Here is a 13,767-nt window from a genome sequence, read left to right as displayed (position 1 = left end):
AAAACGCCAGCAAAATTGCTGACGTTTTTGGTTACTCATGGGCGTAGTGAATGCTCGTATGATTACGCACGAGTCTCGCCATGACCGTAGACGATCCATTTTTGTGAAGTAAGACCTTCAAGACCGACAGGGCCACGTGCATGGATTTTGTCCGTTGAGATACCAATCTCAGCACCCAGACCATATTCGAAACCATCTGCAAAACGGCTAGACGCATTGATCATTACGCTTGCTGAGTCCACTTCGCGGATGAAGCGTTGTGACTTAGTATAGTTATCTGTGATGATAACATCAGTATGGTGACTGCCGTGCGTATTGATATGCTCAATCGCCTCGTCAATGCCTGCGACGACTTTTACTGCGAGGATAGGGGCCAGATACTCAGTATCCCAATCCTCAGAGGTGGCAGCAGATAAGTGACCGTTAAGCTTAGCATTGTCGTTTAGGATGGCTTGCGATTTGTCATCAAGACGCAGTTGCATGGCATCATCGGCAGCCACGATGGCTTCAGCAATCTTAGGCAGTAGCTCGCCTGCAACTGCTGCATCGACCAGTAACGTCTCCATCGTATTACAAGTACCGTAGCGATGGGTTTTGGCATTGACACTGACGTTGATAGCCGTGTCTGTATCAGCATCGCTATCAATAAAGGTATGGCAGTTACCGTCTAGATGCTTGATCACAGGTACTCTAGCGTCGTTACTGATACGTGCAATCAGACCTTTGCCGCCACGTGGCACAATGACATCGACATAGTCAGTCATCGTAATCAACTCACCAACGGCAGCGCGATCGGTGGTTTGCAACACCTGAACACTGTGCTTAGAGAGATCAGTATGACTGAGGCCTTTGATGATGCATTTCGCAATCGCTTGGTTAGATTCAAACGCTTCAGAACCACCGCGCAATATAATCGCGTTACCTGACTTTAGAGCTAGTGAGGCCGCCTCTAATGTTACGTTAGGACGTGATTCATAAATCATACCGACCACACCCAGTGGTACGCGCATCTTGCCAAGATGAATGCCTGATGGCTGATAGGTCATGTCAGTGACTTCGCCGATTGGATCAGGTAGACCAGCCACGTCTTTAAGACCTTGAAGCATACCATCAAAGCGCGCTTCATTTAGCTCTAAGCGATCGAGCAGAGCACTATCAAGGTCGTTCTTTTGACCATTGTCCATATCGATTTTGTTGGCAGACAAGATATCTTGCTTGGCGTTGACCAACTCATCATGAATCGCCATTAGCGCTGCGTTTTTATCGCCAGTATTGGCAGCAGCAAGGGCGCGAGAAGCGGCACGTGCTTGCTTACCAACAGAGTGCATGTAGGTTGTGATGTCTGTTGTATTTGCTTGACTCATAAATTATTTTCCTTATGTCATACAGGTTTTATATAGATAAAAGTGGTTCTAAATAAAAGCGCCTAGAAAGGCGAAAATTTGGCAAAAAAAGAAGTTTTGAATGCCTACTTACATAGCGGTAGGTCATTATGCTATTTAAAATAGAGTAGATTGAGGCGATAGTAAAGATGATTTTGTGAACAGCGCCCGCTTTACAAAGTGCTGATCATCCTTTATTTAAACAGCGCCATGAGCAATATCACATACTCTGCGCTAGATGCTGGTTATCAATACTGCACTCTAACTTTACGTGTCTTTAACAGAACTGTGCTGTAAATACTAAGGTAGCCATGATGCATCATCAGTATAGTAAGCATTAACAAAGCAGCGCTAACAATAGACAGTGCTGAATCATAAAATGATGAATAATGGAGAATGAACATGGCTACTAAAAACGCAACGTATAAAAATTGGTTGATGGCCGGATTGGTTGCAGGCGCGCTTGCGCTAAGTGCGTGTAGCAAAGATGAGACCCCTATGGAAACGCAAGCTGATACGACTGTTGATGCGCAAACGAGCGTTGAAGAAAATGCTACAGCAACCAGCTCTGACGACGTCGCCGTTGCTACTGCTGATGACGGCATGGTCGTTGAGACAAACGATGATGTGGCGGTTGCTACCGCAGATGACGCAGAGGTGCTCGATGGTACTGAAGACTCAGAGCATGTATCGACGTACTAAGAGTTATAGCGTACCCGTTTTATACTACATATGACGGGTGACGCGCTGTCATCAGCTGCTGATCAAAGCCTCAGTATAAAAGGCGCAGTGTAGACGCATAAGATAAAACCACGTCTAGTACGCGAAAGTGATAAAATAAAGCCCAGAGCGACAAATGCCGTCTGGGCTTTTTTAGGTCAACGGTTTATAAAGTAGCCATAATCAGTAGTAACGACTAACTGACTGGTTAAACACAAGATTTGCCTTTTTGCTGTGGAATAAGAGACAATATGGCATTTTTTCTCTTGGCCTGCTCAGGCATAGGACTATTACGATAGTGCTATAGATACCTATACTATTATATAAAGCTCTTATTTATTTTTATTCGTGTTTTCACTCATATTTATTGGAAGTCTGCTGAACCATGCTTGATACCGTAAAAACCCCGACTCGGCCTATCGCCCTAGACTTACAAGACATCCATAAAAGCTATGGCTCACTAGAGGTGCTAAAAGGGGTATCTCTTACCGCCTATGATGGTGATGTCATCTCTATTTTGGGCTCATCAGGCTCAGGTAAATCAACATTACTGCGCTGCATTAACTTGCTTGAAAACCCAAATCAAGGTCGCATCCTAATCGGCAATGAAGAGCTGATGCTCAAACCTGCAAAGTCAGGCGAGCTGCAAGCATCAGACGTTAAGCAGTTAGAGAGTCTGCGCGCGCGCGTGGGGTTTGTCTTCCAAAACTTTAACTTGTGGCCGCATAAGACCATTTTGCAAAACATCATTGAGGGACCGACGCAGGTGCTCAAGATTAAGAAAGCGCAAGCGATTAGTGATGCTGAGCAGCTACTCGACAAAGTAGGGCTACTCGACAAGAAAGATGCTTATCCAGCCAACTTATCGGGCGGTCAGCGCCAGCGTGTGGCTATTGCCCGTGCACTTGCTATGAAACCACAAGTGCTGTTGTTTGATGAGCCAACCTCGGCATTGGACCCTGAGCTGGTCAACGAAGTACTTGCTGTCATGCGAGAGCTAGCAGAAGAGGGTCGTACGATGCTGATCGTCACCCACGAGATGCGTTTTGCCCGTGAAGTATCCAGTAAGGTGGTCTTCTTGCACCAAGGTGTGGTCGAAGAGATCGGTACGCCTGAGCAAGTCTTTGACAACCCTACCTCTGAGCGTGTCAAAGACTTTATGGCATCACATCGCCCGAACTAATTCTGCACAAATCAGATGGTAGTAGAATCCTACTGCCATCAGGTTTTACCCTTATCCAACTCTGTTACAGTCACATCCCTACCATTATTCACTTCTATCGCTACCAAATCTTGCCAAATGCAAAAATCACTATATCGTAACCATTGTTGACTCTTTATTACCCGATAATAACTGTGAGTATGCAAAACGTTTGTTTTTGATATTTTACTCAGGTATTATCAAAAGGTTTATAGGTAGTCACAGCTGCTGGCTGCCTGTCATTCTGCTATCTATATTGCTTGTCTGGCAGGGACGTCAGAGAACCAAATATCAGAACCTGAAGCCAGAAAATCCTGTCACAACCCTATGTCAAACCCATCAGAATTTAAGGAATGTATGATGTCGAATTCTCGCCTACTGTGGTCATCAATGACCGTCACCGCAGCATTGATGCTGAGTGCTTGTAGCCAACCTGCCAACGAAACAACTGATGCCAGCGCCGATGCACCTGCTGCAGAAACGACTGGGCAAACCATTCGTATTGCAACCGAAGGCGCTTACCCTCCATTCAACTATACCAATGCCGATGGTAGCTTGTCAGGCTTTGATGTCGATGTCGCAAACGCGCTATGTGATCAGATGCAAGCTGAATGTGAAATCGTCGCTCAAGATTGGGATGGTATTATCCCAGGTCTATTGGCACAGAAATATGATGCGGTTGTCGCAGGGATGTCTATCACTGCTGAACGTCAAGAAAAAGTCGATTTCACTGAGCCGTACTTTGCCAACACGATGGTATGGCTAACCAACAACGATGGCAGTTTTGATCCGATGGCGATCAACAATGTCACACTAGGTGGACAGCGCTCTACCACGCCAGGGGCTTATCTACAGGATAACTACGAAGGCAAAGAGGGCAACACGGTTCAATTGTATGACAACTATGATAATGCTTACCTAGATCTAAAGTCTGGTCGTAGCGATGCGGTATTGGCCGAAAAAGTCTCTGCCAAATCATGGTTAGCAGACAATACAGAAGGCTTTGGTATTGTTGGTGATGAAATTGATAACGATGACAACATTGCGATTGCTGTGCGTAAAGGGGATGGCCTCAAAGCAGAGTTTGATAAAGCATTGAGCGAAATCCGTAGTAACGGTGAGCTTGCACGCCTTGAGCAAAAGAACTTTGGTCAATAATGTTTTCCTGAATGTTTGTACTCAAAACAAGCGATGCTGATAAGTAAAAAACGGTTCAGTATTGCAGAAACAGTTGAGTACAAAGTAGTCAGTAATAAGTGATGATACGGCTGGTAAATATATTAAGGAATAAAAGATATGACAATTTCAATGAGCAAAAAAGCATTGTGGCTGGCGCCGCTTAGCGCAGCAATGCTAATGTTGGCAGGTTGTAACAACAGCGCAGCACCAGAGGAGAGCGCTGAAGCTGATACCGCTACCGAAGCACCTCTAAACATCAAGATTGCCACAGAATCAAGCTATAAGCCTTTTAGTTACACAGACGCTGATGGCAAGCTAATCGGTTATGAGATTGAACTGGTTGACGCATTGTGTGCACAGATGAAAGCTGAGTGTGAAGTGATCTCACAAGATTGGGATGGGTTGATTCCAGGATTGAACGCACAGAAGTTTGATGCGGCCATCGCTGGTATGTCGATCACCCCTGAGCGTCAAGAAGTGGTTGATTTTAGTGACCCGTACTTCTATAGCGGCATCATCCTAATTGGCAAAAAAGGCGATGACCTCAGTGTCGATGCGCTAGCAGGTCAGCCAATTGCGTCACAGCGCTCGACGGTCTCCTCACAGTATCTACAAGACGAGCATGCAGATGCTGACATCAAACTTTATGACACGCAAGACAATGCGTACCTAGACCTAACGTCAGGCCGAGTACGCGGTATGATGTCTGACAAAGTCACTGGCACTGATTGGCTAAAAACCGAAGCCGGCAAAGATTACGAAATCAAAGGTCAAGAGATCAGCAGTGACGATGATGCGATGGGTATTGCATTCCGTAAAGGCGATCCATTGGCTGCAAAATTCAATGCGGCATTGGCTGAGCTAAGAGACAATGGCACTTATGACCAAATCACTGGCAGCTACTTTGGTACCAGCTCGACCGCTGCTGCACAATAAGTAGTCGTCACAGATAATGTCGAAGAGGTAGTGGTCGCCGACGAGGCGGCAACTGCCTAAAAGGACGTCTAGCGAGCGAATTCTTGTTCCTCAAAAGGATGTTGTTTAACTAAGAAAACCCAAGGATGATCATGAGCGACCATTGTGCCCCAGCCTGTGCCACGATTGACAAACCTGTTATGAGTACCATAACGACCAGTCGTCTATCTGTGCCGTTGTTTGCACTAGCGACTGTTTTTGCAGTCTCTGGTTGTAGCAACGGTCAAGACAATGCAGGCGATACCAATCCAGAGGCTACCGATACAGCGGTAGTCACGAAAGAGGACGTATTACGTATCGGGACTGAAGGGGCGTATGCGCCTTTCAACTATACCAATGCGGATGGGACACTTGGCGGTTTTGATGTGGAGATAGCAGAGGCACTCTGTGCCGATATGCAGGTGACTTGTGAGATTGTGGCGCAAGACTGGGACGGTATTATCCCTGGTCTGAAAGCAGGCAAGTATGATGCGATTGTGGCGGCGATGTCGGTCACACCAGAGCGCGCAGAGCAGGTCAGTTTTACCGATCCGTACTTCAGTAATGCCTTGGTTTTTTTGGCCGAAAAAGACAGTAGCTTCGACCCCAGCAATCCTAGCGATATCGACTCTAATTCGATTGCCGCACAGCGCTCGACTATCTCATCACAGTGGTTTGAAGACACCTACCCACAAGCTGAGATGAAGCTTTATGATACGCTGAGCAATGCATTTTTGGATCTTGGGTCGAACCGTGTTGATGCCATGATCTCCGATAAGCTACCAGCGATAGAGTGGCTTAGCTCACCTGCTGGTAGCAAATACGCGCTAAAAGGTGATGAGATTGATATCAATGATAACTTTGCTATAGCGGTACGTCCAGGCGATCCGCTACAGGCAAAAATCAATCAGTCTCTAGCCAATATCAAGGCTAATGGTACATACGATACAATCAATGAGAAGTACTTTGCGGTATCAGCAGCTGAGACGAGCACGGTCAGCACAGAAGCTACTGAACAGCCAGCGGTAGCAGACGCTAGCTGATGTCTAATAGCAATAAAAAATACTGATTCAAAATTACTGATCAAAAATTACTGTTTTGATTCACAAAAGGATATCGCTGTCATGGCGATGTCCTTTTTCCTTAATCCATAAACGTACTCTATAATCATAGCATGATCATCGTTATTCCCCATCCGTTTTACTCAAATTTAGTCAGTCTTTTTTCTAGTTATCAGTCCAAGTGTCTGTTTAGGTACGGTTTAGGCACAGCTTTTACGCGTCAGTATTAACATCACGGCGAGTGAATATGATAAAATCAGCGCTCATTTCTACCGTGTCAATTATCGTAGCGCTAATCGTATTCTTCTGACGTCGTTTTTTGACGCCGACCATCCCTATTGATTTGGTATAAAATACGGTGATTAGCCGCGTTCAGCTATTGATGCTGATTCTTTTAACTCATATTTTGCTAGGGCGTGTCTTCATTTTAAAAATGGTAATAAAAATGAGATAAATTGCAGTCAAACAAGGAAAATAGCGCAAATAATATCGAGATATTAGTCAGCCATTTGACGCCGTTTGGCAAAATTTAGCCGTTTTTAAACCATTTATATGTCTATCGATTGAACTGAAGACATGCCCTAATTGCTAATATAAAGAGACTGAGTGGATAATCGTGTTTGACTTACAAGGATTTGGCGCGCTTTTATTAAGCGGCGCTACCGTCACCATACAGCTTGCCGTGACCAGTTTAATTATTGGTCTGGGCTTAGGCTTGCTTGGCGCAACTGCAAAGATGTCCAACATCTGGTTACTGCGTAAGCTTGCGACTGTCTATACTGCGACGATGCGCGGTATTCCTGAGCTGTTATTGGTGCTCTTTATTTATTATGGCGGCTCTATATTGTTGATGAGCATCCTTAAAAAGTTCGGCTATAACGACTATGTCGAGATCAGTGCTTTTTGGGGTGGTGTCATGGCACTGTCTATTGCTTTTGGTGCCTATGCGACTGAGATTTTTCGCATGTCCATCCAAGAGATTCCGGTAGGTCAGCGCGAAGCGGCGCAAGCGATTGGTATGCGTCCTTTTCAGACGTTTTATCGTATTACGTTGCCGCAGGTATGGCAGATTGCACTGCCTGGTCTGGGGAATTTGTTTTTGGTATTGCTCAAAGATACGGCATTGGTATCGGTCGTGGGTCTCAAGGACATTATGTATCAGTCTTCACGAGCAGCGCAGTCAACACAGCAGCCATTTACCTTTTATATGGCCGCCGCGATTATTTATTTGGGTCTGACCATGTTGATTACTGGCTTTATGATGTGGCTTGAATGGCGCGCCAATCCTGCGGCACGCTATGCCAAAAAGATAAGCCGTCAATCAACTCACAGTCAATCGACCATAGGATAGAGGAGAGATACTATGGATTGGAATTGGCAGGTCATTTTTGATCATATCCCTGATTTACTAGGCGGCGCGGTATTGACCGTACAGCTGGTTGTGATCTCAGGTATTATTGGGTTGCTCTTCGGCTTGGTTTTAGCGCTGCTACGACTGTCGAAAAACTGGCTCGTACAGATACTTCCGTTTTTATATATCTTCTTCTTTCGTGGTACGCCGCTACTGGTACAGATATTCCTGATTTATTATGGTTTGGGTCAGTTCGAGGCGGTGCGTGAGTCGTTTTTATGGGAGCCGGTACTTAGCCAAGCATACTGGTGTGCTATCATCGCCTTTACCCTCAATACCAGTGCATACCTCGCAGAGATTATACGCGGTGCGATTCAGACGATACCAGTTGGAGAGCTTGAAGCCGCTGATGCGCTTGGTATGTCAAAATGGCAGAAGCTTACACGGGTTACACTGCCGCGTGCGTTTGGTATCGTGATACCTGCTTACAGTAACGAAGTTATCTTTATGCTAAAAGGTAGTGCGCTGGCTTCGACCATCGCTTTGATGGATATCACGGGTGTCGCTCGTACGATTAGTGCGCGTACTTATACCTTGATGGAGCTATTCTTTGCGGCGGGTATCGTTTATTTACTGTTGTCTTGGGTGATCTTATTTAGCTTTAGATTGTTTGAAAAACGCATGAATCGTCATACCAGTTATGTGCCGCCAGATGTGGTGACCAATACGATTCCATAGTTAGCAGTTAGCAGCCGATCATCAAAATCGTCAAGGTGACAGTAGACAAAACAGTATGGAGTGCTGGTAAGTATTCATCATTTACAGGGAGAGTCTAGTATGAGCCAATCGCCACATGTGTCGTTAGCCAATGCTATCGCAGCGAGTGTCAACCAAGATCAAAGCGTTAATAATTATAACGACAGTCTACGCGCTACTATTGGTAAAGTGGTCTGTGTGGGTCGTAATTATGCGGCGCATGCTGCAGAGCTAGGCAATGAAGTGCCGTCATCGCCAATACTATTTATGAAGCCAGCGTCTTCGGTGATTTCTATGCGTAGCGATGTGATCCGACCCAATCCAGAGCAGTTTGGCGAGACGCATTATGAAGCTGAGCTATGCATTCAGCTATCCGCTGATTTGTCCATGGCGACGATTGAGCAGGCGCAGCAAGCAATCGGCGGGGTGACGTTAGGGCTGGATTTGACCTTGCGTGATTTGCAAAGCAAGTTAAAAGAAAAAGGTCATCCGTGGGAGCGCGCCAAATGTTTTGATGGGGCATGCGTGCTTGCTGATTGGCTTGACCCACAAGCGTTTGGCAATCTTCAAAACGTACAGTACCAGCTGACTATCAATGATAAATTAACTCAAGATGGTGATAGTGCTTTGATGCTGTTTCCCGTCTATGAGTTACTGGTCAATATCAGTCATGCCTTTAATTTGCAAGCAGGTGATGTGATCATGACTGGTACACCAAGTGGCGTAGGCGTCTTGCAAGCAGGGGATAAGCTTACCCTCACGTTGGGCGCTCATGAGTGGACGTCGCAAGTACGATAGGCTTGCTAAGATAGCTAAAGCCATTATTTACAATAATATCTTGTAACAACGGCTAGCAATTACAGCTTGTAGTAGTACATATCAAAAACCCTAAGCGATCACTTGGGGTTTTTTGCGTTTGTGCTTTTTATATTTTGTGCTCTTTATATTAAGCCTGATTATTACACTATTTTATCTGCTTGATGGTTCTTATTGGCTCAATTGTTCTTAGTTGTCATCTAGCCGACAATTGTCATTATTTTGTCATCTATCGTTCAGCGTGCTGTCATAAAGGATCAGTAGACTTAAGCGGAATTCGTATTTTTGTGGTTGTAATTGCAACGCCGCGACCCACTCTCCGCCAATCTAGCCTAATAGCAAGGTGACTGATAATGACATTATTAAACAATGAGCGAACGCTTGCCCACGAAGTAGTTGAAGACTCAAACCCTACTAACAATACTGACTTTCAGACGATTATCAATCGTCGATTGAACCGCCGCAGCATCCTAAAAGGTGGCACAGGATTGACAGCTGCTGCATTTTTTGGCGCACTACCATTGGTTGGTTGTAGTGATGATGACGACGGTAGTATTGTAGGCAGTGACAATAACGCCCCTATCCCTGCACAAGGGGATTTGAGCCGTCCGGATACATTGAAGTTTGAGGCAGTCGCGCATTCAACTGCCGATACTATGACGGTAGCAGCAGGCTACACCGCTGAGATGATCTTGCCGCTTGGCACACCGCTCATGTCGGGTATTGAGGATTGGAAAGACAACCGCGAACAGTCTGCCGAATCGTTTGAGTGGCGCATGGGCGATAACCACGACGGGATGTGGTTCTTTGGCAAAAAAGGCAATGCCTATGACGCCAAAGCTTCAGAAAATAGCCTATTGGTCATGAATCACGAATACGTCAACAGCAGTGAGCTCAGTCCTTTTGGCTACTATGTCACTCAGGATAGTGATGCGGCTCCTATCTTCAAAAACCGACGTCTTGCAAGCGACGTGCGCCGCGAGGTTAACTGTCATGGTGTCTCGGTGGTTGAGCTCACTCGCCGTGCGGATGGCAACGGCTATGAGATGGTAGCAAACTCAAAATACAACCGCCGTATTACCAGTAGTACGACTGCGCAATTAGCAGGTCCTGTAGCAGGCTCTGATCTGGTCAAAACCAAGTTTGATCCAACAGGCTTTCAGACGCGCGGTATCAACAACAACTGCGGCGCAGGACTGTCACCGTGGGGTACTTATCTGACTACCGAAGAGAACTTTTTGGGAGTGTTCGCCCGTGGACAAGATGCCAGCCAATTGAGTACTGGTGATAATTACGGCCGTGAGCGCTATGGTGCGACAGAGGACTTCCCAGGCTGGGAGTATCTATGGCATACCCCAGATGCAAATGACGCTAAGATAACAGACGAGTTCTCACGCTGGGATATGACGGCCGTCGGTGCCAGCGCCGCTGAGGACTATCGCTATGGTTTTAATACGTTTGGTTATATTACCGAAATCGACCCATTTGACCAAAACTCTGTACCGCAAAAACGTACTGCCCTAGGCCGTTTCGCTCACGAAAACTGTGCCTATGCCCCTGTAGAGCAAGGCAAGCCAGTGGTGTTCTATATGGGTGATGATGCGCGCGGCGAGTACATCTATAAGTTTGTATCTACAGCAGTCTGGTCAAACTCAGATATAGGTGGCGGACTAACCGCAGGTGATAAGTATCTCAATGACGGCACACTATACGTTGCGATCTTCAATGAAGACGGTAGCGGCGAATGGAAAGCCCTCGTTCATGGTCAAAACGGTTTAGATGCGTCTAACAGCGTATTACCGTTTAACGGACAAGATGAGGTGCTCGTATTTGCTCGCGCTGCTGCTGACGCGCTGAACGCTACTAAGATGGATCGACCTGAATGGGTATCGGTCAGTCCGATGACAGGCGATGTCTATGTGACATTGACCAATAACAAATATCGCGGTGTGCGCGATGATCAACCTGTCTCAGCATCCAATCCTCGCAGTTATAATAATGATGGCAACGACAATGGTCATATCATTCGCTGGGCAGAAGCAGGTGGCGATCATGCTGCAACGAGCTTTGAGTGGGATATCTATCTGTTTGGTGCGCCAAATGATCTTTCAGCGGAGAACTTATCTGGGCTAAATGACAACAACGATTTTTCTTCACCTGATGGCTTGTATTTTGATCCACGCGGCGTCTTATGGATTCAGACAGATGATGGCGCTTATACTGACACCAGTAGCTGTATGTTGCTGGCCGCGCTACCGGGTGAGGTCAGTGATGGATCGATGACCACCACATCAGCAGGGCAGTCAACCCGAGTGGGCACATCCGCTAGCAACGATAATATCAAACGCTTCTTTGTCGGTCCTGAGGGCTGTGAAGTCACAGGCATTACTATGGCACCAGATTTTAAAACCTTGTTTATTAATATTCAGCATCCAGGCAATACGTGGGGGGCGGTGGCTGGTGGCAATATTCCTCGTTCCGCGACTGTAATGATCACACGTGATGATGGTGATGTCATACTGGCAGAATCATTCGATGAGACAGATAGCTCGGCGCAATAAGCGAAAACAGTGATGCAAAACAACTAGATAGAACAGTCAGATAAACGACTGTTTACCGCATAGACAAAAGTACTAGAACTATATAAAAAATCCCAAGTCATGGCTTGGGATTTTTGTTTGGGTGTATATGCTGAATAACGCTTTTATGATGACAAAGCCACCGTTTATCATCTATATCTCTCTTTTGGTCACTAATGGACGCTGAAATCAAATCATTCGCTTCTATTTGCGACAGTTAAAGGATAGTATGGAAAACTATCCTTATCGCTAAATGTGTCAATATTATGAGCAGCCCAAATTTGTTTTATAACCCTAGTGTTAGTGACAGTAGCGCTCAAAATGATAGCAATTATACTCGCAATCACCATGAGCTTGATGCGCATTTTTTCTCAGATGCTAGCGTACCGCTGCATAGTGACTGGTATGAGCAGATAGATCAGCTCGAAGCAATCGACATGGATGAGCTGGTCAAGTTATTAGCAGACACAGACGACGGCAACGAAGCCGTCAAAAAACCTGTCTCTTTGGCGGACTTTTTTGAAGGATTGGCGCAGCTTGCAACCATGGGTGTGGTTGAGATCACTGAAATAGTCGAGGCTATCCACCGTGAGGTTATCTTGCGTCCGATGGGTCGATTCAATGATAAACATCTAAATAAGTGGCAGCGTGGTTTTACTGGACGCATTTATGGCACGATACGCCACATCATGCTAATGGTCGGTAATAATCTGGCCTCTATCCTACGAATATACAAAAACTTCATCGTCCAAAAAACGGCTCAGCCATTGCCTGACTCATTAAAAAAGCTGGTCAATGTCATCAACGGCGTCATGGGCGATCATTTGGTCAACAATCAAAACGCACTCGCTGTTCCGATGATGTTATACAACAAAAGTGGTAGCCCCCAAGAAGAGGTGCTATCCGGACGTATCGTTATTTTTTGCCATGGGTTATGTATGAGCCATTTGAGCTGGCACGCACAAGAAAATAACAACCTAGGCGATGCGGTCCATGTCAGTCAGCCTGATACCACCGTGCTGTACTTAGACTATAATACAGGGCGACGTATCTCACGTAGCGGTCATAAGTTCTCTCAGCTACTACAGGACTTGGTCGATGGTAATCCAGATATCAGTCAGATAGACTTGGTTGGTCACAGTATGGGTGGATTGGTCTCCCGTAGTGCGCTGTTTTATGGCGAGCAAGAGCGCCTAGACTGGATAAAGCGCGTGGGTAATCTCATCACCCTAGGCTCCCCGCATCATGGAGCAGTGCTTGAGCGTATCGGTAATTATGTACAAGACATCATTGCCAAGCTGCCATTTGCAGGCTCACTTGCCAAACTCGGTGACATGCGTAGTGCTGGTATCATTGATTTACGTCACGGCAGTATTCGTGATGCTGACTGGCAGGCATTAGAGGGACGCAGTGTATTGCCACAAGATTTCCGCCATCCTGCGCGTCTGCCAAGTGGGATTAAAACCTACTTTGTCGCTAGTGCTTTGCTTGAGACGCATTATGACTCTAAGGTGACCGATCTGCTAGGTGATAGTCTGGTATCAGTGGCATCAGCGCTGGGAGAGGATGATGCTGAGCATGCTTTGTTTGTGCCAGATGGTCACAAAGCGATATTTTATGGTGTGAACCATATGAACTTAATTCATAGTAGACGGGTGCGTAAGCAAGTCGTTGAATGGCTGTTCGACAACGGTCGAAGTGACTATGCCGGACGTCCACGCATACATTCTTATCCTAGAAGCTTGGCTGTAGCGGTGTAGTAAAAATT

Annotated in this window: 11 protein-coding genes; 10 read left to right on the top strand and 1 reads right to left on the bottom strand. The window is 46.0% G+C overall.

The window, feature by feature from the left end; translation table 11 throughout:
- Positions 1-62: 62 nt before the first annotated feature.
- The gene (locus tag AC5JP1_RS08320) at positions 63-1,364 is read right to left on the bottom strand and encodes a glutamate-5-semialdehyde dehydrogenase (RefSeq protein ID WP_493843775.1); all 1,302 of its coding nucleotides are present in this window, start codon (positions 1,362-1,364) and stop codon (positions 63-65) included.
- A 420-nt stretch (positions 1,365-1,784) separates the two neighbouring features.
- Here AC5JP1_RS08320 and AC5JP1_RS08315 point away from each other — a divergent pair, with 420 nt between their 5' ends.
- From AC5JP1_RS08315 to AC5JP1_RS08270, 10 genes are all read left to right on the top strand, one after another.
- Positions 1,785-2,084, top strand: a complete 300-nt coding sequence (locus AC5JP1_RS08315) for a hypothetical protein (protein WP_493843774.1) — start codon at positions 1,785-1,787, stop codon at positions 2,082-2,084.
- 403 nt (positions 2,085-2,487) lie between these two features.
- Positions 2,488-3,285 carry an ABC transporter ATP-binding protein gene (locus AC5JP1_RS08310; protein ID WP_319051097.1) on the top strand — a complete coding sequence of 266 codons (798 nt, stop codon included), beginning with the start codon at positions 2,488-2,490 and terminating at the stop codon, positions 3,283-3,285.
- 375 nt (positions 3,286-3,660) lie between these two features.
- Complete coding sequence (locus tag AC5JP1_RS08305; RefSeq protein WP_443525381.1) at positions 3,661-4,461, top strand: transporter substrate-binding domain-containing protein; 801 nt, start codon at positions 3,661-3,663, stop codon at positions 4,459-4,461.
- A gap of 138 nt (positions 4,462-4,599) precedes the next feature.
- On the top strand, positions 4,600-5,418 hold the full coding sequence (locus AC5JP1_RS08300; RefSeq protein WP_493843773.1) for a transporter substrate-binding domain-containing protein: 819 nt from the start codon (positions 4,600-4,602) through the stop codon (positions 5,416-5,418).
- 179 nt (positions 5,419-5,597) lie between these two features.
- Positions 5,598-6,479, top strand: a complete 882-nt coding sequence (locus AC5JP1_RS08295) for an ABC transporter substrate-binding protein (RefSeq protein WP_493844457.1) — start codon at positions 5,598-5,600, stop codon at positions 6,477-6,479.
- 634 nt (positions 6,480-7,113) lie between these two features.
- Positions 7,114-7,848, top strand: coding sequence for an ABC transporter permease (locus AC5JP1_RS08290; protein ID WP_114701215.1), 735 nt, complete (start codon positions 7,114-7,116; stop codon positions 7,846-7,848).
- A 12-nt stretch (positions 7,849-7,860) separates the two neighbouring features.
- Positions 7,861-8,586 (top strand): ABC transporter permease, encoded by a 726-nt coding sequence (locus AC5JP1_RS08285; protein ID WP_319051095.1) that lies wholly within the window; start codon positions 7,861-7,863, stop codon positions 8,584-8,586.
- A 99-nt stretch (positions 8,587-8,685) separates the two neighbouring features.
- Complete coding sequence (locus AC5JP1_RS08280; RefSeq protein ID WP_493843772.1) at positions 8,686-9,402, top strand: fumarylacetoacetate hydrolase family protein; 717 nt, start codon at positions 8,686-8,688, stop codon at positions 9,400-9,402.
- A 371-nt stretch (positions 9,403-9,773) separates the two neighbouring features.
- Positions 9,774-11,981: a PhoX family protein gene (locus tag AC5JP1_RS08275; protein WP_493843771.1), complete on the top strand. Its 2,208-nt coding sequence runs from the start codon at positions 9,774-9,776 to the stop codon at positions 11,979-11,981.
- A 284-nt stretch (positions 11,982-12,265) separates the two neighbouring features.
- Positions 12,266-13,759, top strand: a complete 1,494-nt coding sequence (locus tag AC5JP1_RS08270) for an alpha/beta fold hydrolase (RefSeq protein ID WP_493843770.1) — start codon at positions 12,266-12,268, stop codon at positions 13,757-13,759.
- Positions 13,760-13,767: the final 8 nt, after the last annotated feature.

The sequence above is a fragment of the Psychrobacter sp. H29 genome (assembly GCF_059073055.1).
The sequence above is the reverse complement of the archived record's forward strand: the minus strand, read 5'-3'. Positions and strand labels throughout refer to the sequence as shown.

Excerpts from the sequence above, each read along its gene's own strand:
- AC5JP1_RS08275 (WP_493843771.1), top strand. The coding sequence starts at position 9,774 with ATGACATTATTAAACAATGAGCGAACGCTTGCCCACGAAGTAGTTGAA.
- AC5JP1_RS08270 (WP_493843770.1), top strand. The coding sequence starts at position 12,266 with ATGAGCAGCCCAAATTTGTTTTATAACCCTAGTGTTAGTGACAGTAGC.
- AC5JP1_RS08310 (WP_319051097.1), top strand. The coding sequence starts at position 2,488 with ATGCTTGATACCGTAAAAACCCCGACTCGGCCTATCGCCCTAGACTTA.
- AC5JP1_RS08280 (WP_493843772.1), top strand. The coding sequence starts at position 8,686 with ATGAGCCAATCGCCACATGTGTCGTTAGCCAATGCTATCGCAGCGAGT.
- AC5JP1_RS08305 (WP_443525381.1), top strand. The coding sequence starts at position 3,661 with ATGATGTCGAATTCTCGCCTACTGTGGTCATCAATGACCGTCACCGCA.
- AC5JP1_RS08295 (WP_493844457.1), top strand. The coding sequence starts at position 5,598 with ATGAGTACCATAACGACCAGTCGTCTATCTGTGCCGTTGTTTGCACTA.
- AC5JP1_RS08285 (WP_319051095.1), top strand. The coding sequence starts at position 7,861 with ATGGATTGGAATTGGCAGGTCATTTTTGATCATATCCCTGATTTACTA.
- AC5JP1_RS08315 (WP_493843774.1), top strand. The coding sequence starts at position 1,785 with ATGGCTACTAAAAACGCAACGTATAAAAATTGGTTGATGGCCGGATTG.
- AC5JP1_RS08320 (WP_493843775.1), bottom strand. The coding sequence starts at position 1,364 with ATGAGTCAAGCAAATACAACAGACATCACAACCTACATGCACTCTGTT.
- AC5JP1_RS08300 (WP_493843773.1), top strand. The coding sequence starts at position 4,600 with ATGACAATTTCAATGAGCAAAAAAGCATTGTGGCTGGCGCCGCTTAGC.